20 protein-coding genes are annotated in these 21,434 nt (G+C 63.2%); 8 read left to right on the top strand and 12 right to left on the bottom strand.

Annotated features, from left to right (window positions below; all coding sequences use genetic code 11):
- Window positions 1-130: 130 nt before the first annotated feature.
- Window positions 131-1,504, top strand: coding sequence for a TolC family outer membrane protein (locus L630_RS0108375; RefSeq protein ID WP_024847814.1), 1,374 nt, complete (start codon window positions 131-133; stop codon window positions 1,502-1,504).
- Window positions 1,505-1,812: 308 nt separating this feature from the next.
- Here the strand turns inward: L630_RS0108375 and L630_RS0108370 are convergent, their stop codons facing one another.
- The 5 genes from L630_RS0108370 to L630_RS0108350 all read right to left on the bottom strand — a co-directional run bounded on the left by L630_RS0108370 (window position 1,813) and on the right by L630_RS0108350 (window position 8,109).
- The gene (locus L630_RS0108370) at window positions 1,813-3,450 is read right to left on the bottom strand and encodes an MFS transporter (RefSeq protein ID WP_245263690.1); all 1,638 of its coding nucleotides are present in this window, start codon (window positions 3,448-3,450) and stop codon (window positions 1,813-1,815) included.
- A 126-nt stretch (window positions 3,451-3,576) separates the two neighbouring features.
- Complete coding sequence (locus L630_RS0108365) at window positions 3,577-4,812, bottom strand: O-antigen ligase family protein (protein ID WP_024847812.1); 1,236 nt, start codon at window positions 4,810-4,812, stop codon at window positions 3,577-3,579.
- On the bottom strand, window positions 4,809-6,344 hold the full coding sequence (locus L630_RS0108360; RefSeq protein WP_024847811.1) for an undecaprenyl-phosphate glucose phosphotransferase: 1,536 nt from the start codon (window positions 6,342-6,344) through the stop codon (window positions 4,809-4,811). Before L630_RS0108360 ends, L630_RS0108365 begins: the two co-directional genes overlap by 4 nt.
- A gap of 71 nt (window positions 6,345-6,415) precedes the next feature.
- Window positions 6,416-7,540 (bottom strand): glycosyltransferase family 4 protein, encoded by a 1,125-nt coding sequence (locus L630_RS0108355; RefSeq protein WP_024847810.1) that lies wholly within the window; start codon window positions 7,538-7,540, stop codon window positions 6,416-6,418.
- A gap of 8 nt (window positions 7,541-7,548) precedes the next feature.
- The gene (locus L630_RS0108350; RefSeq protein ID WP_024847809.1) at window positions 7,549-8,109 is read right to left on the bottom strand and encodes a polysaccharide biosynthesis/export family protein; all 561 of its coding nucleotides are present in this window, start codon (window positions 8,107-8,109) and stop codon (window positions 7,549-7,551) included.
- Window positions 8,110-8,339: 230 nt separating this feature from the next.
- Here L630_RS0108350 and L630_RS0108345 point away from each other — a divergent pair, with 230 nt between their 5' ends.
- Window positions 8,340-10,469: an exopolysaccharide transport family protein gene (locus L630_RS0108345; RefSeq protein ID WP_024847808.1), complete on the top strand. Its 2,130-nt coding sequence runs from the start codon at window positions 8,340-8,342 to the stop codon at window positions 10,467-10,469.
- Between the two features lie 22 nt (window positions 10,470-10,491).
- Here the strand turns inward: L630_RS0108345 and L630_RS0108340 are convergent, their stop codons facing one another.
- Window positions 10,492-11,694, bottom strand: a complete 1,203-nt coding sequence (locus L630_RS0108340) for a GNAT family N-acetyltransferase (RefSeq protein ID WP_024847807.1) — start codon at window positions 11,692-11,694, stop codon at window positions 10,492-10,494.
- Window positions 11,695-11,748: 54 nt separating this feature from the next.
- On the opposite strand from L630_RS0108340, the gene L630_RS0108335 reads away from it, so the two are divergent.
- The gene (locus L630_RS0108335) at window positions 11,749-12,762 is read left to right on the top strand and encodes a polysaccharide deacetylase family protein (protein WP_024847806.1); all 1,014 of its coding nucleotides are present in this window, start codon (window positions 11,749-11,751) and stop codon (window positions 12,760-12,762) included.
- Here the strand turns inward: L630_RS0108335 and L630_RS0108330 are convergent.
- On the bottom strand, window positions 12,759-12,977 hold the full coding sequence (locus tag L630_RS0108330) for a DUF2842 domain-containing protein (RefSeq protein ID WP_024847805.1): 219 nt from the start codon (window positions 12,975-12,977) through the stop codon (window positions 12,759-12,761). The genes L630_RS0108335 and L630_RS0108330 overlap by 4 nt on opposite strands.
- 149 nt (window positions 12,978-13,126) lie before the next feature.
- Between L630_RS0108330 and L630_RS0108325 the strand changes: the two genes are divergently transcribed.
- Window positions 13,127-14,224, top strand: a complete 1,098-nt coding sequence (locus L630_RS0108325) for a COX15/CtaA family protein (protein ID WP_024847804.1) — start codon at window positions 13,127-13,129, stop codon at window positions 14,222-14,224.
- Window positions 14,225-14,425: 201 nt separating this feature from the next.
- Here the strand turns inward: L630_RS0108325 and argC are convergent, their stop codons facing one another.
- From argC to L630_RS0108300, 5 genes are all read right to left on the bottom strand, one after another.
- Window positions 14,426-15,358 carry an N-acetyl-gamma-glutamyl-phosphate reductase gene (gene argC, locus L630_RS0108320; RefSeq protein ID WP_024847803.1) on the bottom strand — a complete coding sequence of 311 codons (933 nt, stop codon included), beginning with the start codon at window positions 15,356-15,358 and terminating at the stop codon, window positions 14,426-14,428.
- Window positions 15,359-15,440: 82 nt separating this feature from the next.
- The gene (speB, locus tag L630_RS0108315) at window positions 15,441-16,400 is read right to left on the bottom strand and encodes an agmatinase (protein ID WP_024847802.1); all 960 of its coding nucleotides are present in this window, start codon (window positions 16,398-16,400) and stop codon (window positions 15,441-15,443) included.
- Window positions 16,401-16,509: 109 nt separating this feature from the next.
- Complete coding sequence (gene rpsI, locus L630_RS0108310; protein ID WP_024847801.1) at window positions 16,510-16,986, bottom strand: 30S ribosomal protein S9; 477 nt, start codon at window positions 16,984-16,986, stop codon at window positions 16,510-16,512.
- On the bottom strand, window positions 16,986-17,450 hold the full coding sequence (gene rplM, locus L630_RS0108305) for a 50S ribosomal protein L13 (RefSeq protein ID WP_024847800.1): 465 nt from the start codon (window positions 17,448-17,450) through the stop codon (window positions 16,986-16,988). Before rplM ends, rpsI begins: the two co-directional genes overlap by 1 nt.
- A 222-nt stretch (window positions 17,451-17,672) precedes the next feature.
- On the bottom strand, window positions 17,673-18,128 hold the full coding sequence (locus tag L630_RS0108300; protein ID WP_024847799.1) for a PaaI family thioesterase: 456 nt from the start codon (window positions 18,126-18,128) through the stop codon (window positions 17,673-17,675).
- A gap of 111 nt (window positions 18,129-18,239) precedes the next feature.
- Between L630_RS0108300 and L630_RS0108295 the strand changes: the two genes are divergently transcribed.
- From L630_RS0108295 to L630_RS0108280, 4 genes are all read left to right on the top strand, one after another.
- On the top strand, window positions 18,240-19,055 hold the full coding sequence (locus L630_RS0108295) for an enoyl-CoA hydratase (RefSeq protein ID WP_034329732.1): 816 nt from the start codon (window positions 18,240-18,242) through the stop codon (window positions 19,053-19,055).
- 73 nt (window positions 19,056-19,128) lie between these two features.
- Window positions 19,129-19,650: a CoA-binding protein gene (locus tag L630_RS0108290; protein ID WP_024847797.1), complete on the top strand. Its 522-nt coding sequence runs from the start codon at window positions 19,129-19,131 to the stop codon at window positions 19,648-19,650.
- Window positions 19,651-19,789: 139 nt separating this feature from the next.
- Window positions 19,790-21,073, top strand: a complete 1,284-nt coding sequence (locus tag L630_RS0108285) for an O-acetylhomoserine aminocarboxypropyltransferase (protein WP_024847796.1) — start codon at window positions 19,790-19,792, stop codon at window positions 21,071-21,073.
- 4 nt (window positions 21,074-21,077) lie between these two features.
- Complete coding sequence (locus tag L630_RS0108280; protein WP_024847795.1) at window positions 21,078-21,428, top strand: cupin domain-containing protein; 351 nt, start codon at window positions 21,078-21,080, stop codon at window positions 21,426-21,428.
- Window positions 21,429-21,434 lie beyond the last annotated feature (6 nt).

Raw genomic sequence — 21,434 nt, 5'->3', positions numbered from 1 at the left:
TCAGTGTATTGTCCGGACCGTCGGCTGACTGTACGCATGTACTGCCAGCCGACTCGCGTATTGACGCGCGGGGATTGGTTCGCGTTAGGCGGGAGGCGTACCCGCCACTGGGCATATTAAGAGGTGGCACTTGTTTTCTGTCCGCAAAGGTTTGTTTGCCGCGCTTGTTTCGGGTGTAGCGCTGGCATCGACTCCATCCTTCGGTGAGACGTTGCAGGGTGCCCTGGCCAAGGCGTATTCCAACAATGCGTCTCTCAATTCCGCACGCGCCGGCGTCCGTGTCACGGATGAAGGCGTCGCGATCGCAAAGTCCGGCTGGCGCCCGACGATCGGAGCAAGCGGCAGCCTGACCTATACGGACAATGAGGGTGTCGAGATCCGCTCGGGCTCCTTCGGCGTCCAGATCCAGCAGTCGATCTTCGACGGCTTTCAAACCCTTAACACCGTCTATGCGGCGGAAGCCCGCGTGCGCGCCTCGAACGAGAGCCTGCGCAACAGCGAACAGGACATCCTCTTCAACGCCGCCGCAGCCTATGTCGACGTGCTGCGCGACCGGCAGATAGCGATTTTCCGCGAGCGCAACCTCGAGTTCCTTGGCGAGCAGGTTCGTGCTGCCAACTCGCGCCTTGAAGTGGGCGAGGGCACGCGTACCGACGTGGCGCAGGCCCGCGCACAGCAGGCAGCCGCGGTGGCCCAGCTGAGCGCCGCCCGCGCGCAGGTGCAGGCTAGCGAGGCGATCTACTTCCAGATCGTCGGCGACCGTCCGGGCAAGCTCGACGTCGCCAAGGCAGCGAGCCATCTGGTTCCCAAGAGCCTCGAACAGGCGCAGCAGATCGCGCTTGCCGAGCACCCGGCCATTCGCGCCAGCGAGCACCTCGTTGATGCGGCCGCCTACCAGGTTAAGACCGCCGAGGGTGGCATGCTGCCCCAGGTCAGCGCGCAGGCTGGCGTTTCGACCAGCAACCAGAAGACGTATGGCGGCCTGCCAGGTGTTGGTGGACGTGACGGCACGTCGACCGCAGCGTCGGTTGGCCTGAACCTTTCGATCCCGATCTATCAGGGTGGCCGCACTTCGGCGACGATTCGCCAGGCCAAGGAACAGCTCGGCCAGGCGCGCATCGACGTGGACGTCACTCGCGACCGCGTTCGTCAGGCCGTTACGGCTGCCTGGGCGCAATACGTTGCCGCGGTCGAAATGGTCAACGCCGGCCGGGAGCTGGTTTCCGCTGCGCAGCTTGCCCTTCAGGGCGTTGTCGAGGAGCGCAATGTGGGCCAGCGCACCACGCTGGACGTGCTGAACGCGCAGGCGGACGTGATCTCGGCGCAGATCAGCCTTGCTCAGTCGGAGCGTGACGTGGTGGCGGCAAGCTACGCCATCCTGTCGGCGATGGGCCGCCTGTCGCCCCAGCGTCTCAGCCTGAACGTTGCGGTCTACGATCCTTCGGAGCACTACAACGCCGTCAAGGACAAGTGGTACGGCACACGGACGCCCGACGGCCGCTAAGCAACTATCGCACTGTTCCGAAAAAACGGCCGCGGATGACGCGGCCGTTTTTGTTTGTTCAGCAGCATGGTTCGACGGCCGAGCTCGTGGCTCCGGAAGAAAGTTACCGGCGGGAGGTGGGAATTCGCGGCAAGAGGACAACGTTCCGGGAAGCCCGGAAAGGCGAACTGTGGGCAGCCGCAGGAACCGCGCCGTTCGTCGTTCGGTCAGATGTCCGGAGCCTCTCAGGCACCATGAAGGATCGGTGCTAACGCACTAGTCGTCGTTCCCGTTTCCATAGCCACCACTGTGACCGCCGCGACCGCGGCCTACTGCTGGTGCAGTTCCACGACGCCCTTGGGATGAATGTCCCATTCGCGGCGGCCGGTTGGACGTTCGATCATGCGGTGCACCTTCGGTGGCTCTTCGCCCGCGTGCAGCCGGCGGATCTCGTCGCCGACCAGCGCGTCCGCTTTCGTCATGCGCTGGTTGTAGCGGACATATTCGAGCCAGGTCGGCAGCTGATAGCTTTCCATCCAGCGCTCAGGATGTTCGAGATCACGCGTCAGGCTCCAGCGCCGGGCGCCATCGCGTTTCCGGATCCGGCGCCGCTCGGCCATCATGGCGAGGAAGGTCGCCGTATCCTTCTGCGGGATGATGTACTCGATGATGATCTTAACCGGCCCGCTGCGGGGGGTGATGTCGAGTTCGAGCCGAGGCTCCTTCCAGCGGTTTATCGGGTCCAGATTGAGCGCTTCGATGGCCGGCAGTGCAAGCCACCGGATCAGGCCCACTGCTGCGCCCGCGATCATCACGACGGCCGCGATCTGCAGTGCCGTTTCCGGCCCCGAGGTCTCGGCCAGATGGCCCCAGACCCAGCTTCCCGATGCCATGCCGCCGAAAGTGCAGGTGTGATAGAGCGAAAGCGCCCGTCCCACCACCCATCGCGGCGTCGACAGCTGGACCGTGATGTTGAAGCTAGACAGGGAAATCACCCAACAGGCGCCAGCGAGCAGGATCACGATCACTGCGAGCCATGCGGGCGGGGCGACGGAAAGGACGAGGGCAGACACGGCAAAGCCAAGGAAGCCAAGGCGCGCCAACGATTCAGTGGTCAGGTGTTCGCGCAGGTATCCGCTGCCAATTGCTCCGCCGACCGCGCCAACGCCGAAGGCGCCGAACAGAATGCCATAAAGCAGGGCGTCGCCCTGCAGCATGTCGCGCGCAACGAGCGGCAGCAGGGCGAGAATGGTGATCACGCTGAAGCCGAACCAGAAGCCGCGGAAGAGCACCTTCTGCAGGTTCGGCGACATGGCGATGTAGCGCAGGCCCGAAGTAATCGCGAGGCCCAGCGGCTCGCGCGGCAAAGTCGAGGCACGCGGCGCCGGCTTCCAGCGATAGAGGACGATGAGCAGCGCGACATAGCTGCAGGCATTGACGAGGAACGCCGCCGCCGCGCCGAAAGCGGCCACGATAGCGCCGCCAATGGCCGGACCTACGCTGCGAGTGAGGTTGAAGCCCATGCTGTTGACAGCAACCGCCTGCGGAATCACGTCGCGCGGGACCATGTCGCCGACCGAAGCTTGCCAGGACGGATTGTATAGCGCGGTGCCGCAGCCGATCAGGAAGGTGAAGGTCAGCAGGAGCCAGGGCGTCAGCAGGCCGCCATAGGCGAACAGGGCGAGCAGGATCGAGACGCAGAACATGAACCCCTGCGCCAGGAGCATGACACGGCGGCGGTTGAAATTGTCCGCTATCGCGCCAGCCACCAGCGAGAACAGCATGATCGGCATCGCCGTCGAGGCCTGCACCAGTGCCACCATGTCCGCCGAGGTCGCAATGATCGTCATCAGCCAGGCCGCGCCCACCGTCTGGATCAGTGATCCGAAATTGGAGGCAAGGCTCGCAAGCCAGATCGAGCGGAAGACGGGTTGCTTGAACGGTGCGAGGGGAGAAGTGGCGGACAAGGCGGCGAAAATCCTCATTCACAAGGCGGATGAAGAGCGAACGCCTCACCCTAGCGTAGGTTCACGATTCGGGCTCCGGCGAAATTGCGAAGCAGCCTTGCGCGCGGCGAATCCGTCAGCTGTTCCCTACCGGGCCAGCATCCGGTGTTGATAACGCTGTTCGAGTGCCATCGCGCCCCAGATCAGGCCGATCAGCAGGTAGAAGTGGCGCCAGTGGTCCATGTCGATGACGGTGCCGAGACCGAGGTGGCCAAGAAAGACGACATAGGCGCACAGGAGATAGGGCTGCCAGGGCCGCTCGCGGAACAGGATGCGGAAGCCGCCGACGATGGTCCACAGCACCATGGTCAGGAACGAGGCAAAGCCGAGCCACCCATAGTCCATCAGCGTCTTCAGCCAGATGTTGTGCGTATCCTCGCCGAGCATTCGGCCAAAATTCAGCGGACCGATGCCGAGTGGATGCTCCATGGCCATCCGGAAGCCGATGCCGAAGCGGGCGAAGCGGCCGAGATGGCCTCCGTCGTACTCCTGCACCAGCCTGGCGCGCATCGCGAAGAAGTCCGCGACGCCGGGCAGTTGCAGCGCGACCAGGATTGCGGCAACCAGGATCGAAATGGCGAGCACGGCCATCAGCGCGAGGCGTAGGCGAAACAGGCTGCTCTGCGAGCGCAGGAAAAGCGCGATCATCAGCAGGACCGCCGACATCGCAAACAGGCCCCAGGCACCGCGCGAGAAGGAGAAGAAGATCGCCGCGACGATGAGGACGAATGCGCCGGCCGTCACTGGCAGGAGCAGTGGATTGCCGGTGAGGAGCCGGTGGAACAGCCAGATCGCTGGCAGTACCAGGAAAGGCCCAAAGACGTTCGGGTCAGCGAAGGCGCCGGAGGCGCGGTCGTAAAGCGTGAATTTGTCTGCGCCCGGAAACAAATGGAAATAGCCGGCTATGCCTAGCGTTCCCGTGACGAGCGCGGCCGCTACCCAGCCGAGGACGATCAGCCGGTAGCGCGTGTGGTCGCCTTCGACGATTGCGACGAAGAATACGGCGGTGAAGGCGAGGAACAGGGAGACGGCGAGATAGAGCGGTGTCTGGTAGAGGTCTCCCATCACCCCCATCGAGATGAGCCCCCCAACGTTGAACAGCACCAGCAGCGTCAGCAAAATTGCTGCGTACTTCGAGATGCGCAGTCCGAACAACGCCCATACCGCGATCAGCCCCGCCATGTAGAGCTCGTAGGGAGCCGGTTCAAACAGAACGAACCCGCCAAGAAACACGCCGAAGGTGACGGCGGCCGAGGTGATGATCGAGATCGCCTTCGCCTGCACGACTTCCCGAGGCAGGCCGCTTTCCGTGACCGTGCTCAATAGGCGTTTCCTGAGGTGAAGAGGCGGATCGGCGTCAGGAACAGGATCTTGAGGTCAAACCAGAGCGACCAGTTCTCGATGTAGTAGAGGTCGTATTCCGTCCGCATCCGGATCTTTTCGTCATTGTCGATCTCGCCGCGCCAGCCGTTGATCTGCGCCCAGCCGGTGACGCCGGGCTTCACGCGGTGGCGCGCGAAGTAGCCGTCGACCACTTCATGGTAAAGCAGGTTGCGCGTCTGCCCGGCCACCGCATGCGGGCGCGGACCCACCAGCGACAGGCTGCCGGCGAGTACGTTGAAGAACTGCGGCAGCTCATCGATCGAGGTCTTGCGGATGAATCGGCCGACGCGGGTCACACGCGGGTCGTTCTTCGTCACCGCCTGCTTCGCAGTTGGGTCGCACTGGTCAACATACATCGAGCGGAACTTGTAGACCTCGATGACCTCGTTGTTGAAGCCGTGGCGCTTCTGCCTGAAGAGGATGGGCCCGCTGCTGTCGAGCTTGATGGCGATCGCGGTGGCGAGCATCACCGGCGAGAACAGGATGATGCCGAGTAGCGAAAACACGATGTCGAAGGCGCGCTTGGCGACCGAATCCCAATCGTTGATCGGCTTGTCGAAGATGTCGAGCATCGGCACTGTGCCGATGTAGGAATAGGAGCGCGGGCGGAAGCGCAGCTGGTTCGAATGTGCCGACAGGCGGATGTCGACGGGAAGCACCCACAGCTTTTTGAGAAGCTGCAGCACGCGCTTCTCGGCCGTCAGGGGCAGAGCGACGACCAGCATGTCGATGTGCGCGATGCGCGCGAACTCAACCAGCTGGCTCACGGAGCCGAGTTTCGGATACCCGGCGATGACCGGCGGCGAGCGGGTGTCGTCGCGGTCGTCGAAGAAACCGCAGATGCGGATGTCGTTGTAGGGCTGGCGCTCGATCTGGCGGATCAGGTTTTCGGCTGCCTGGCCGCCGCCAATGATGACGGCACGGCGCTCCATCCGGCCGTTGCGTGCCCAGCGGCGCACCAGACGCGAGACGACGAAGCGGTAGACGAGCATCACGGCCATGCCGCCAACGAACCAGCTGGCCGCCCAGACGCGCGAGAATTCGATCGAAACCTTCAGGAAGAAGCCGGCCGCCGCCATCACCGCCAGGGCGCCGGCCCAGACGAGGAAGCAGGTGCCGATGCTGTGCAGCGGCTGCTGCAGGCGTGGCAGCTGATAGTTGCCCGCGATCTCGAGCAGAACGACGGTGACTGCCGGGCAGGCGATGATCAGGACGGCGTAGTGGAGGACCAGTTCTGGGTGCCAGCCAACATAGGCAAACCACAGCCCCACGCCGGTGAGAGCCAGCAGCACGAATTCGAGCACGCGCACGACGCCGATGACCATGACCGGCGACATCGTGTCGTTCCGGTATTGCGTCGCGATCTGCCGGGCGAGTGGACTGATCTGGTCCGGCCCGTTCGTGTCCTGCTCGTCCCGGAATGCGCGAACCGCATCAAGGGTGAAGCGGTGGTCAGGTTTCCTCTTTGCCATCTCTGCGCCCCCTGGCTCAGAAATGCCTTAGCAGAGAGCTGCTAAGGAAACCTTGACCGCTTCCCGTAGCGTCAGCTGGCGAGGCAGGAGCGGTAGACGGTTTCGATGTTTGCCGCCATCGTCTCGACGCTGAAGCGGGCAATCAGCTCCTCGCGCGATGGCATCACTCCGCGATAGGCGGCTTCGTCCGCAAGAACTCGCACCATGGCGTCGCCAACGCTGGGCGGCTCGGGCATGACAAGGGCAGGGGAGTCTGCGCCGAATACCTCCGGAATGCCGCCGACGGCCGTGGCGATCATCGGCTTGCCGGCCGCCAGCGCCTCGAGAACGAGGTAAGGCATTGCCTCTGCGCGCGACGGCACGACGACGGTACGTCCGAGTGCGAAGGCTTCGCGTGCGGGCATCGGCGGAAAGAAGGTCACGTCGATGCCCAGAGTTTTTGCCCGGTTCTGGTAGCGCGGAAGATCCGGACCGTCTCCGACCATCACGGCACGCAGGCGCCTGCCCGTAACTTTTTCGGCAAAGGCGAGGGCGTCGAGAAAGATGTCGGGACCCTTCAGGTCTCGCATCATGCCAATATAGATGAAGTCGGCGGCATCCGGCGCATTCTCGACCGGGATGAACTCGCTGCCATTGACGCCGTTATGAAACATCGAGGTCGGCGTCTTCAGGCGGCCGACTTTGGCGAAGAAGGCCTGCCGCTCATGCTCCGACACAAACAGGATGTGGTCGCTCAGGCGCGTCAGCAGCCGTTCGAGCGAAAAAAGGAGACGTCCCTTCCGCGTGGCGGGGTCGTAATGCAGGACCCCGCCATGCGGCGAATAAACGCGGGCAACGCGATACCTGAAAACCCGCAACACTGAGCCGAAGACCCGCACGAGCGCGCCACCCTTGGCGCCATGACCGTGCAGCACGTCCGGCCGCAATTCCTTGAGCAGACGAAAGGTCCGCACTCCGGCCGCGATGTCGCCAATGCTGATCCTGCGCTGGATCGGCATGCGCGACACGCCAAGCTCGAGGGCGTGCCTGAGCTCGTCGAAGTAGCGATCCTCGAGGGCGCCGCCCGTCGAGGAGTCGCAGATGATGCCGACCTTGTGGCCGGCTGCCGCCTGCGCCACGGCAAGGTCCCGGACATGCCGGAAGATGCCGCCGACGGGCGAGCGAAAGCAGTGAATGATGCGCAGACTGCCTGACACGTCACGCTCTAGAACAACCGTTCGCGGACATAGATCGTGTCGCCCGGCAGCACCGGATCGGACGTCGAGACCCGACCTGTCATCACCTCGTTGTTGATGGTGCGCGTGATGTCGACGTTCACCTGATTGGCGCGTGGCGTGAAGCCGCCGGCCGAGGCAATCGCCTTCTGGACTGTCAGACCGGGCACGTAGGAATACTGGCCGGCCGCGCCGACCTCGCCCATCACAAAGATCGGGCGGTAGCGGTCGACTTCGACCGAAACGTCGGGATCACGCAGATACCCGTTGCGCAGCTTCTCGGCGATCAGCGCCTCGACCTGCTGCACGGTATGGCCACGCGCCGGCACAGCGCCCACGAGCGGGAAGGAGATATAGCCGGACTGGTCTACGGCATAGACGTTGGAAAGCGAGTCCTGCTCGAACACGGTCACGCGGATGCGGTCGCCTGCATCGAGCACATAGGGCTTCGTCACCGCCTCGTTGAAGGCAGCCGGAGCCGGCCGGTAGCTTGAGCATCCGGCGGCTGCAAGGGCAGCGCAGAGGATGAGGGCAACGGTCGGCTTGTTCATGTGCAGGTGGCTACTTTCGTCCTGTGAAGTCAGGCCGCTGCGGCCCGTCTCGTTGCGATGATAATTCGTGAGACAGGGTTAACAGCGGGTAAAGGGAAAGCGATTGTGTTTGCCGCCCGTTCACCAATTAACCCTTTGTCAACAAAGGAAAACAGATCCTTACGCGCGGCTTAACGGCCCGGTTACCATACCCGTTTACCTTACCCAGCGACGTGTATCGGAGTATTCACATGACTGGGGCAGGTTCTGCGGACGTCGATGTCGATCTGGGCAGGCTTTTCGGAAGCCTCGCCCGCAACTGGAAGCGGATCGTCGCCGTCTCGGTTGGCGTGACCGCGGTTGCCTTCATGTTCGCCTCGATGGCGACTCCGCACTATCGCGCCGAGACCCGCATCCTCATCGAGAACCGCGAGTCCGTCTACGCGCGTCCGACCACCGGGGCCAGCGAGGCTGACCGGCCGTTGCTCGACAGCGAGGCCGTCGCCAGCCAGGTCGAGGTAATCTCTTCCAATGACATCCTGCGCGAGGTTGCACGCAAGCTGAAGCTCGCCAGCCATGATGAGTTCGGCGCTCGGGGGGAGACTTCCGCCATCGGCAACCTGCTGATCCTCACGGGGCTTAAGAGTGACCCGTCGCAGGCTTCGGTCGAGGACCGCGTCATCCGCGCCATGCGCGAGCGCCTCAATGTCTATAATGTCGACCGCTCGCGCGTGATCGTCGTCAGCTTCTCGTCGACCGACCCGAAGCTCGCGGCCGACGTTCCGAACGCGATCGCTGACGCCTATCTCGCCGTCCAGGAACAGGCTAAGCGCCTGACGACAGCCGACGCCACCGAATGGCTGGAGCCGGAGATCGCCGATCTGCGCAAGCGTGTGCGTGAGGCCGAGGCGCGGGTTGCCGACTATCGCGCCAAGGCTGACCTGCTTGCAGGCGGCCAGAACAACACCGTCATTGCCAACCAGCAGCTTTCGGAAATTTCGTCGGAGCTTGTTCGTGTCAGTGCCGCGCGCTCGGCCGCCCAAGCTCGCGCCAAGACCATTCGTGACGCCTTGGCGTCTGGCGCCTCGGCGGAATCCATTCCGGAAGTGCTGAATGCCCCGGTGATCCAGCGCCTGCGCGAGCGCCAGGCGCAGCTTTCCTCTGATCTCGCCGATGCCTCGACGACGCTGCTCGAAAACCACCCGCGCATTCGCTCGCTCAAAGCCCAGCTGGCCGAGGTTGAGCAGCAGATCCGCAGCGAAGCGCGCAAGGTTCTCGCCTCGGTTGAAAGCGAAGCCAGCTCCATGCGGGCGCGCGAGACGGAACTTACCGGTGACCTCAACCGCCTGAAGGCGGCGGCGGCTCAGGCAGGCGGTGACGAGGTAGAGCTGCGCGCCCTGGAGCGCGAGGCGGCTGCCGAGCGTGCCCTGCTGGAATCGTACCTGACCCGCTACCGCGAGGCAGCTTCGCGCGCTGACCGCAACTATCTGCCCGCCGATGCCCGGATCTTCTCGCGTGCAACGCAGCCCTACGAGCCGTACTTCCCGAAGGTCCTGCCGATCACGGCCGCCGCGTTCGTTGGCTCCGCGCTGTTGCTCGCGATCTTCACCCTGCTTGCCGAGCTCTTCAGCGGCCGCGCGATGCGCCCGGCACCGCGTGTGATCGAGCCAGTCGAGGAGATCGTGATGCCAGCCCTCAGCGTTGCGAACGTGGAAGGCGCCGCCGATGCTGACGAGGCGGAGGAAGTCGTTGAGGATCCGATCGAGGAAATCCGCGCCCAGCGGGCTGAGCTCACCATCGAGGAAGCTGCTGATCGTCTCGTGGAAAGCAATGTGAGCCGTGCGGTATTCATCTCGCCGGAGGGCGATGAGGCCGCGGCAGCCTCCGTGCTCGTGGCCCGCGAGGTGTCCGATGCCGGGCTCAGGGTCGTGTTCCTCGACCTCACTTCGACCGGTACGCCGTCGGCGACGATGCTTGAAAGCAACCGCTATCCGGGCATCACAAACCTGCTCGCCGCCGAAGCGCAGTTCTCCGAGATCATTCGCGCCGATCTTTACTCGGACTGCCACGTCATTTCGGTAGGCACCGCGCAGATGGAAAAGGCGATGCGCGCGATCGATCGCCTGCCGATCATCCTCGCCTCGCTCGAGACCGCCTACGACCTCATCATCGTCGAGTGCGGCCCGACCGATGCCGAAAGCCTCTCGCGTGTCGTCACGGACACGACCGAGATCCTCGTCAGCGTCATCGAGGCGGAAGACGAGGCGATCCGCGAGACGTCGCTGGATCTGGCCGAGTCGGGCTATAGAGAGGTGCTGCGTGTGACGCCGGTCGGCTATCGCCAGCCGCCGGCGCCGGAAGGTCGTCGTTCGGTCGCCTGACACGGGTCAGGCGAAATTTAGATCAGTCTTCCTGGTGTGGCTGGACCTTGGTTCCAGCCACTTTCGTTCTGAGCTGCTTGACGAGCGACCAGAGCGCGGCGTTCGATTTGACGAGGCGCACCGCGTGTGCCCGCGCCGTGGCAAGCGCCCAGGCGGCGCGGCCTTTGGCGGTGAGCGGCAGCAGCGTGTCGAACTGCCAGGTCTCAACGTCGCACCAGCTGCGCTTATAGGGCTCGTCGCCGACGCTGAAGTCGTAGATGGTCTTGCCATTATTGCAGGCATCTTCGATGCAGAGGTAATCGAAGAAGTAGCCGGGGCACTGCGCCGCGGCCGTCTCGCGCATCCCGCCGAAGTCGCAGAGGATGCTGTGTGGCGTGTGCGACATGCCGTGCACCGCAACGAGGCCGCCCTCGACTTCCACCGCGCGCAACTCGAAGGGACGCATGTGTGCCGGAAGGTGGAGGCAGCTGGAGTAGAGCCTGCGGAAGAAGGTCTGCACCTCGATCGGCGCAAAGACGTTCGGGATACCCTTTTCGGCAAAGCGTGCCGCCTTCATTTCGAAGTAGGCATCGAGGATGCTGTCGACTTCTTCCGGTGTAGAAGCGGTGATAACGCGGTAGCCGCCGACCTCCTCGAACTTGCGCAACTGACCGCGAAACTTCTTGCGCTTCTTGCGCCCGTTATGGCGCGAGAGCACAGCGTCGAAACCGCCGCTGAGGTCTACGGCGAGGGAGACGTTCGGGCTTCGCATGTATGCAAGCCCTGCCAACGGATTGGCGAACTCGCCGATTGTCGGGTTCTGGCGCTGCAGGCTGATCAGGTCGATATCGGGGCGCGCCGCGTGGATGGCGACACAGAGCGTCCGCGCATCGGCTTCGCTCAGCTGGTGGGCATCGGCAGCCACGGCGGCAAAGTTGCCATTGGCATGGTCGCCAGCGGGAAAACGGGCGACCAGGAACGGCCCCTCGCGCACCACTTCCAAGGCTAGCGCAAACATCGGCACGCCGCTGCGGCGCATCATCACGATCAGCGCATCGGTACCGCTCGCCTCGATCCAGGCGCGGAGCCAAAGCGGGTGCTGAGCCGGGCCCACGATGGCGGTGGCGCAGAAGGCTTCGTATTCCGCAAGGCCGATGTCATCCGCTGGTCGCACGTCGACCGACGAAGGAAAGGGGCGGGACACGGCGCTGGAAATCGCAGAGCGCGCTATTCCGTTGTCAACCATAATGAAATCCTTCCAGCCCATACTGCCGTCACGGTAGCCGAGAAAGGTGAATCAATGTTCGACGTGCGCCACACGGCGCAGAAGCTGGTGTTGAGTGGCGCGTACTGGAGCGGCGCGGCCGCCATTGCTTCCCGTTTCCTTTCCGGCTGCGGCGCAATCCTGATGCTGCATCGGGTCAACGCCGGTGGGCCTTCCCCCCTCAACTTCAATACTCACCTGACCATCACGCCGGAATTTCTCGACGTTGTGCTCCGCGACATCCGCCGGCAGGGCCTCGCCTTCGTCTCGATGGACGAGATGGTCGAGAATCTGGCTAAGGGACGCACCGGAACGGTGGCCGTTACGCTCGACGACGGCTGGCTCGACAATCTCACCGATGCGCTGCCGGTGTTCGAGGCGCACAACGTGCCTTTCACCGTCTACGTCACGACAGGCTTTGTATGCGGCGAGGTCGCGCCCTGGTGGGAGGTTGTCGAGGAGTTCGTGGCGGTTGGCGGGCAAGTCGATCTTCCCACCGTCCAGGCTGCGGGCGACAGCAAATCTCAGATCCGTGCACTGATCCGCCATCTCTGGCGAGAGATACCGCAAACTGAGCAGCAGGCATTTCTGCGCCGCATCGGCGCGATCGACGACAGCAAGCCGCGCAAATTCCTGAACTGGGACGAGGTTAGACTGCTGTCATCGCACCCGCTGGCGACGATTGGTGCGCACACGGTGCATCACTACAACTTGCGCCGGCTTGATGAAGACGCTGCATTGTTCGAGATGGTCGAATCCGCTCGCATTATCGAATGCGAGACGGGCAGGAGGCCGCGCCATTTCGCCTATCCGTACGGCTCCCCGAGGGCTGCCGGCGAACGGGAGGCAAGGCTTGCCGAGGGTGCAGGCTTCGCGTCAGCGGTGACGACACGCCACGGCGTGCTGCAGCACGAACACCGCGAGCATTTGCACGCTCTGCCGCGAATCTCGATCAACGGAAGATATCAGCGCCTGCCTTATGTCAGGACGCTGCTGTCTGGGCTCTCGACGGCGATAGCCAATCGCGGCCGGACGCTGGTGACGCTCTAGCGCACCTTCGGGTGAGGGGGCGTTGCCATCCACTTGATGATGAGCATCGCCGGCAGCACCCACAGAATGCCGGTGAAGAAGAAATAAGCGAGGTGCACGAGTGCACCTGATTCCGCAAGCTGCGCGACCGCGACGATCGTAGCGACGATCGCGTAGACACACACCAGCATCACCAGCAGCACAGTACCGATCAGTTTCTTGAGACGAACGGGCATCGCTATTCTTCCTTTACGCGGCGTTCTATGCTGCGAGGCCACTGCGTGCAAATGAATAACGCCGCGACGGCGTGTCGCGCGGCTTATGCTTGCCTTGACGTAGCGGATAGGCGACGACACCCGCACCCGTCATCGTGAAGGTATCAGGTATGGCCGAACACGCGGCTTCCAACGCACTTCTCCCATCCGTTGCCCTTGATCGCGAACAGCAAAACCGGCGCCTGGTCCGCTGGTGGCTCTACCTCGTCATACTCGTGCTGTTTGCGCTTTTCGTGGTCGGCGGTGCGACGCGCCTGACTGGTTCCGGCCTTTCGATCACCGAGTGGAAGCCGATCCACGGCGTCATCCCGCCGCTCAACGAGGCGGAGTGGATGGAAGAGTTCGCCAAATACCAGGAAATCCCGCAATACAAGCAGCTCAACCAGGGTATGACCCTGTCCGAGTTCAAGACGATCTTCTGGTGGGAATGGGCGCACCGACTGCTGGCGCGCAGCGTCGGCGTGCTCGTTGCCCTGCCGCTCGCCTTCTTCTGGCTCACCGGGCGTCTTGAGAGGCACCTGAAGCCAAAACTCGTTGGGTTGCTAGCGCTGGGCGGCCTGCAGGGTTTCATCGGCTGGTGGATGGTGGCGTCGGGCCTCGCCGAGCGCACGCACGTCAGCCAGTACCGGCTCGCGACGCACCTTCTGATGGCCTGCCTCATATTCACCGCGACCGTGTTGATCGCGCGCGGGCTGGCAAACCATTCGGTCGGACCGGCGAGGGAAGGCACCCGCCGCTTCGCGGGCTGGCTGGTTGTTCTTGTGCTGATCCAGATCGGCCTCGGCGCCCTGGTGGCCGGCCTTCACGCCGGCATGACCTTTACCACCTGGCCATTGATGGACGGAAAAATCTGGCCGGACCAGCTGCTGCTGATGGATCCGTGGTGGATCAACTTCTTCGAGAACGTAAAGACGGTGCAGTTCACCCACCGCATGGGCGCCTACGTCGTGTTCGTCGCTGCCCTTTGGCATGCGCTCGCAACCTGGCGGGCCGAGCCCGGAACGCCGCATGCCCGCCGAGCGGTGGTGCTGTTCGCGATGGTGACGCTGCAGGCCGTGCTCGGCATCTTCACGCTTGTCACCGCGGCAAGCCTGCACCCGGCGATCACTCACCATGCCTTCGCAATCATCGTGCTCGGCTTTGCCGCCGCCCATTGGCGCGCGACGAAGGGCAGCTATCCAAGCGAGACAAGAGTTCTCAGGGCATAACAAAAAGGCGGCTCAGAAGGCCGCCTCAGTTTGTTGACAAACCCTCGACGCACCTTTCCGGAGACCGAGATTCACGGAACGTCTCAGATTCAAAGTGAGAACGGATCGGAATCAACAAGTCTGATTTGAAGGCTCGCGGAACTTTGTCAGCAGTCTGAGGCGGCTCAGAAGGCCGCCTTTTTCTAAGCCCGTAAAGTCGTTTTAGTTCTTCAGCATCAGTTCCATGTTCTGGACGGCGGCGCCCGAAGCGCCCTTGCCGAGATTGTCGAGCACCGCGACCAGATTGACCTGGCCCTTGCCTTCCGTGCCGCAGACAAAGAGCTGCATCCGGTCCGTGTCGTTGAGGGCGGTCGGGTCGATGCGCGGCATCGACTTGGCGGCCTCGAGCGGCATTACCTCGACGATGTTCTGGCTGGCATAGTGATCCGCCAGCGCCTGATGGATGCGGGCGAGCGTCGCGCCCTCAGCCAGAAGGTCCAGATGAAGCGGCACCTGAACCAGCATGCCCTGCGCAAACCGGCCCACGCTCGGCGCGAAGATCGGCGCGCGGTCAAGCTTGCCGTGCAGCTTCATCTCCGGGACGTGCTTGTGGGACAGCGTCAGGCCGTAGAGGAAGTGCGGTGCGGCGATGTGGTCGGCCGCTTCCGTGTTCTCCATCTGCGCGATAAGCTGCTTGCCGCCGCCGGTGTAACCCGACACGGCGTTTACACTGATCGGGTAGTTCGCGGGGAGGATGCCAGCCATGACCAGCGGACGGATCAGGCCGATCGCGCCAGTCGGGTAGCAGCCTGGATTGGCGACGAAGCGCGCCGAAGCGATCTTCGCGCGCTGCTCCTTGTCCATCTCGGCGAAGCCGTAGGCCCAGTCCGGATTGATGCGGTTGGCGGTCGAGGTGTCGATGACGCGTGTCGAGTTGTTGCCCTCGAGCATCGCAACCGATTCGCGCGCTGCGTCGTCCGGAAGGCAGAGGATCGCAATGTCCGCGGCGTGGAGCATGTCGCGGCGCATGTCGGCGTTGCGGCGCTCCGCCTCGGGGATCGACAGCATCTCGAGGTCGGTGCGCCCGGCAAGGCGCTGCCGGATCTGAAGGCCGGTGGTGCCGTGTTCGCCGTCGATGAAGATTTTCGGTTTCATTTCCACTTTCCGGATTTTGTAGCGAATCCAGCGACTTACGTCGCCAGCCGGATTCTCTTTGTCAGGTAGTTGAATCTGTTTCTCAGGATCGGCCTGCGGCAGCTTTCCTGCGTGCCAGAAGACCAAGATAGTGCATCGCGACGGTCGCGCCAGCAATCGCCGTGATATCGGCATGATCGTAGGCCGGTGCAACCTCGACGACATCGGCCCCGACGATGTCCAGCCCTTCGAGCTGGCGCAGCACCAACAACATCTTCGCCGACGACGGACCGCCGGCCACCGGGGTTCCGGTGCCCGGTGCATAGGCCGGGTCTAGGCAGTCGATGTCGAAGGTGAGGTACGTCTTCGCGCCTGCCGTGCGCTCCAGGATTGCCGCGGCGATCTCGCTCGCACGCATCTCCTCGAGTTCTTCGCCGTAGATGATCTTGATGCCGCAATCTTCCGGCGCGTGCGTGCGGATGCCGATCTGGATCGAGCGCGACGGGTCGATGATGCCGGCGCGTGCCGCGCGGGCGACGAACGAGCCGTGGTCGATGCGGCTGTCGTCATCGAACCAGGTGTCCTGATGCGCATCGAACTGCACCAGCGCCATCGGGCCATGCTTTGCCGCATGCGCCTTCAGCAGCGGCCACGTGACATAGTGGTCACCGCCCAGAGAGAGCAGGAAGCCAGCCTGGCTGAGGATGTGCGCGGCCTCGCGCTCGATCCGTACGGGCGTCTCCTGATGATTGCCGTAGTCGAGAAGACAGTCGCCGTAGTCGACGACCGACATGTTCTCGAACAGGTCGAGATGGAACGGGTACTGCGGGTCGACGTCGAAGATCGCCGAGGCGCGGCGGATCGCCTGCGGGCCGAAGCGCGAACCCGGCCGGTTGGAGACGGCCGCATCGAACGGAATGCCCCAGACGACCGCGTCGGCGCCTGCCACGTCCTTCGAGTAGCGGCGGCGCATGAAGGAGAGGGCACCTGCATAGGTCGGCTCCGCTTCGCTGCCGACATTGCTTCCTGCGGTAAAGGCACGGTCGATTGCATTCGATGGCATTGGCGTCTCCCACGATGTGGAACGAAGCTATTGGACGGATGCAGACGCTGTGCAACAAAAAAAGCGGACCCGAAGGCCCGCTTTTCCTTTGTCCGATATCCCGGCGCGATTAGCGCTTGGAGAACTGGAACGAACGGCGGGCCTTGGCCTTACCGTACTTCTTACGCTCGACGGTACGGCTGTCGCGGGTGAGGAAGCCACCCTTCTTGAGGACAGCGCGCAGCTCCGGCTCATAGTAGGTCAGCGCCTTGGAAATGCCGTGACGAACGGCACCAGCCTGGCCCGACAGACCGCCACCGACGACGGTAGCGACGATGTCGTACTGGCCGGCACGATTCGCAGCCACGATCGGCTGCTGCAGGATCATCTGCAGGACCGGACGAGCGAAGTACTTGTCGTACTCCTTGTCGTTCACGATGATCTTGCCCGAGCCCGGCTTGACCCAAACGCGAGCGATGGCGTCCTTGCGCTTGCCGGTCGCGTAGGCGCGGCCCTGGGCGTCAAGCTTCTGGACGTGGACCGGGGCTGCCGGCTGCGCAGCGGCCGTCGCCTGGCCGAGTTCGGCGAGGGAAGAAAGGTCAGCCATTATGCGGTCCTCTTGTTCTTGCTGTTGAGCGCGCCGAGATCGAGCTTCTCAGGCTGCTGTGCCTCATGCGGGTGCTCGGCACCGGCGTAGACGCGCAGGTTCTTCATCTGGCGACGGCCGAGCGGGCCGCGCGGGATCATGCGCTCGACGGCCTTCTCGATGACGCGCTCCGGGAAGCGGCCCTCGAGGATCTGGCGAGCGGTGCGCTCCTTGATGCCGCCCGGGTGACCGGTGTGCCAGTAGTACTTCTTGTCGGTGTACTTACGGCCGGTCAGGACGACCTTGTCGGCGTTGATGATGATGATGTTGTCACCGTCGTCGACGTGCGGCGTGAAGGTAGCTTTGTGCTTGCCGCGGAGACGGTTGGCGACGATGGTTGCCAGACGGCCGAGGACAACACCCTCAGCGTCGATCAGCACCCACTTCTTCACCACGTCCGCAGGCTTCTGCGAAAAGGTAGCCATGGTTTCTGCTTTCGGTTGATCCTTCCCGCTTTATCGGCGGTAAAGGCGTTTCTTGTTGCTTGCGTTGCGGGCAGCGAGCTGACTGCAACTGAATACGGGGCACCCTTTGAGGCATTCCGCATTTGTGGCGGCTTATAGAAGAGGCGCAAAACCGCGTCAACCGGCTGGCGGTGGACAACGTCTAAAAGAACCTAACTAAAACAGCACCTTAGGAATGCGGTATTATTTTACCGCATCGAAATTGCGTTTCGGCGGAATGGAATAGGTGCCTGTCGCATGCGCGACGATGTGCTGCTCGGGTCCGGCAACGATCTCGATGTCGTAGACCATCAGGCTCCTGCCGAGCTTGAGGATGCGGCATTTGCCGTCGATCGGGCCGGGCTCTGCCTTGCGCATGAAGTTGATGTTGAGGTTGGTCGTCACCGATAGCGCGTCCGGCCCGACGTGGCTGAGCACGCAGACATAGCCGCCAATGTCCGCCAGCGCGAACAGGGCGGGGCCGGAGACGGTGCCTCCGGGCCGGATGTGGCGCTCGCAGGCATTGAGCCGCACTGTGCAGCCGCCGGGAAAAATATCCAAAGCCTCGTAGTCCTGATGCCCGTTGTTGAGCTGCGGAAAGACCTTGTTCAGGTACTCGTTGATCGTGGCGGCGCTCATTACTGGCGTCAGCGCGGACATGAATTTCCCTCCCGGACCTGTGGCTGGAGCGGACTTTTGCCGTTTCGCCGCTTTCCTTCAAGGCGTCACATGCTTAGTTTCCAGAAAAGCATGGATACGCGGGTGAGCAGCATGGCGGCGATCGAAAAGCAGAACGAGGCACCAGGGCCGGTCCGTAAGGAGCAGACGGGAGGCGTGCTGCGGCTGACGCTGGCGAACCCTCCTGCGAACGCACTATCCGTTCGGATGATGACGGAGCTGCAGGAAGCGCTGGACGAGGCACGCGACGATGCGTCCGTGCGCGTCGTGGTGCTGGGATCTGCCGGAAAGGTGTTTTCCGCGGGGCACGACCTCAAGGAATTGGCGGCGCACCGCTCTGATCCCGACGGCGGCGAAGCCTTCTACGAGCAGACGATGAAGATCTGCGCCACGCTGATGCAGTCGATCGTGCGCCTGCCAAAGCCGGTCATAGCCGAAGTGAAGGGCGTTGCAACCGCGGCGGGATGTCAACTCGTTGCTAGCTGCGATCTCGCAATTGCCACCGACAAGGCGACGTTTGCCACACCGGGGGTCAACATTGGCCTGTTCTGCTCGACGCCGATGGTTGCCCTGTCGCGTAATGTCTCCAACAAGCATGCGATGGAGATGCTGCTGACAGGCGAGCAGATCGACGCCGGGACGGCGCGCGAGTTCGGCCTGATCAATCGCATCGTGCCGGAAGAATACCTGCAGCAGGTGGTCAATAAGTACGCCGAGACGATCGCCTCGAAATCGCCCCTGACGTTGAAGATCGGCAAGGAAGCCTTCTATCGCCAGGCCGAAATGAGCCTGTCGGAAGCCTATGAGTACACGGCGCGGGTGATGGTCGAGAACATGCTGACGCATGACGCTTGCGAGGGCATCTCGGCCTTCATCGAGAAGCGCACGCCGGAATGGACGGGCAAGTAGGCGGCAGCGCCTCATGAGTTGAAAACAGCGCCGCTTCGAGCGGCCATGCGAGATTGAAGAGAAGCCGCCTTAAATGAACCACGACAACTACGACAATTCCTACATTTCCGGCATCCTGCGCGAGGTGAAGACCGTCGCCATCGTCGGCGCCTCGGCCAATGACGTGCGCCCGTCCTTTTTCGTGACGAAGTACCTGATCGATAAGGGGTACACCGTCTACCCGATCAATCCGGGTCACGCAGGCAAGGAGATCCTCGGCCGCATGACCTATGCCAGGCTCGCGGATGTCCCCGAGCCGATCGATATGGTCGACATTTTCCGCGCCTCGAGCGCGGTGCCTCCGATCGTCGAGGAAGCGCTCGCGCTCGACCCGAAGCCGAAGGTCATCTGGATGCAGCTGACGGTCCGCAACGACGAAGCGGCTGCGCGCGCCGAGGCGGAAGGGCTCAAGGTGGTGATGAACCGCTGCCCGAAGATCGAGTACGCCCGCCTTGCCGGCGAGATCGGCTGGAACGGCGTCAACAGCCGCGTCATCTCCTCGAAGAAGCCGCTTCTTCGCAGCGGCTTCCAGAGCTTCGGCATCCGCAGTCGCTGAGCGCAAAATTTTTTCGGAAAACTCACGGTTTTCCGAACGACGAATGGATCCGTGATCGGATTCGGGAAAAATCCTCTTTGCGTTTGCGCGTGGGCTTTGCGATCAATGCCCTAACGACACAACCGCCAGGAGGAATTCCATGTCTCAGCGCACGCCCGGTTTTAATACGCTCGCGGTTCATGCAGGCGCCCAGCCTGACCCTGCGACCGGCGCTCGTGCCACGCCGATCTACCAGACGACGTCTTTCGTGTTCGATGACGTCGATCACGCGGCGTCGCTGTTCGGCCTGAAGGCGTTCGGCAACATCTACACGCGCATCATGAACCCGACCCAGGCGGTTCTGGAGGAGCGCGTTGCAGCCCTCGAGGGCGGCACCGCAGCCGTCGCCACCTCGTCCGGTCACGGCGCCCAGCTGCTGGTGTTCCACACCATCATGCGCCCGGGCGACAACTTCGTCGCCGCTCGGAAGCTCTACGGCGGTTCGATCAACCAGTTCGGCCACGCCTTCAAGAATTTCGGCTGGGAGGTCCGCTGGGCCGACCCGCAGGACTTCGACTCCTTTGAGAGCCAGATCGATGAGCGCACCCGCGCGATCTTCATCGAGAGCCTGGCGAATCCGGGCGGCACCTTCGTCGACATCGAGAAGATCGGCGACATTGCCCGCCGTCACGGCCTGCCGCTGATCGTCGACAACACCATGGCGAGCCCTTACCTCGTCCGTCCGATCGAGCACGGCGCCGACATCGTCGTCCACTCGCTGACCAAGTTCATCGGCGGCCACGGCAACTCGATGGGCGGCATCATCGTCGACGGCGGCACCTTCGACTGGTCGAAGTCGGGCAACTACCCGATGCTGTCCGAGCCGCGTCCGGAATATGCCGGCATCGTCCTGCACGAGACCTTTGGCAACTTCGCCTTTGCGATCGCCTGCCGCGTGCTCGGCCTGCGCGACTTTGGCCCGACCATCTCGCCTTTCAACGCCTTCCTGATCGCCACCGGCCTCGAGACGCTGCCGCTGCGCATGCAGCGCCATTGCGACAACGCGCTCGAAGTCGCGAAGTGGCTGAAGACGCATCCGAAGGTTGCCTGGGTCTCCTATCCGGGCCTGCCGGACGATCCGAACCATGCCCTGCAGCAGAAGTACTCGCCAAAGGGCTCGGGCGCCGTCTTCACCTTCGGCCTCAAGGGCGGCTTCGAGGCCGGCGTGAAGGTCGTGGAAGGCGTCGAGCTGTTCTCGCACCTCGCCAACATCGGCGACACCAAGTCGCTGATCATCCACCCGGCTTCGACCACGCACCGCCAGCTCACCGACGAGCAGAAGGTCGCTGCCGGCGCCGGTCCGGACGTGATCCGTATCTCGGTTGGCATCGAGGACGTGGCTGATATCATTGCCGACCTGGAGCAGGCACTGGCAAAGGCGTAAGCCGATGTACGCAAGTCACTTCGCCGCAATCTCGATTGCGGGCATCGAAGCGGAAGAGGGGGCTCCGGCCCCCGACCGCCTCATTTCCGGCAATCCGGTCCACCGCACCTGGAACGTCGAAGAGGCGGAGGGCGGCATCTATGCCGGCATGTGGGAGTCGACGCCGGGCAAGTGGCGCGTCTCCTATGACGAGTGGGAGTTCTGCCACATTCTGTCGGGCGTCTCGATCCTGACGGAAGACGGCGGCGAATCCCGGACGTTGAGGGCAGGCGACGCCTTCGTCATCAGGCCCGGCTTCAAGGGCACGTGGGAAGTCGTTGAAACGACACGCAAGGAATATGTGATCCGCACATAGGCAGCC

Origin of the sequence: Aminobacter sp. J41 (genome assembly GCF_000526635.1) — a bacterium.
GTDB lineage: Bacteria > Pseudomonadota > Alphaproteobacteria > Rhizobiales > Rhizobiaceae > Aerobium.
The sequence above is the reverse complement of the archived record's forward strand: the minus strand, read 5'-3'. Positions and strand labels throughout refer to the sequence as shown.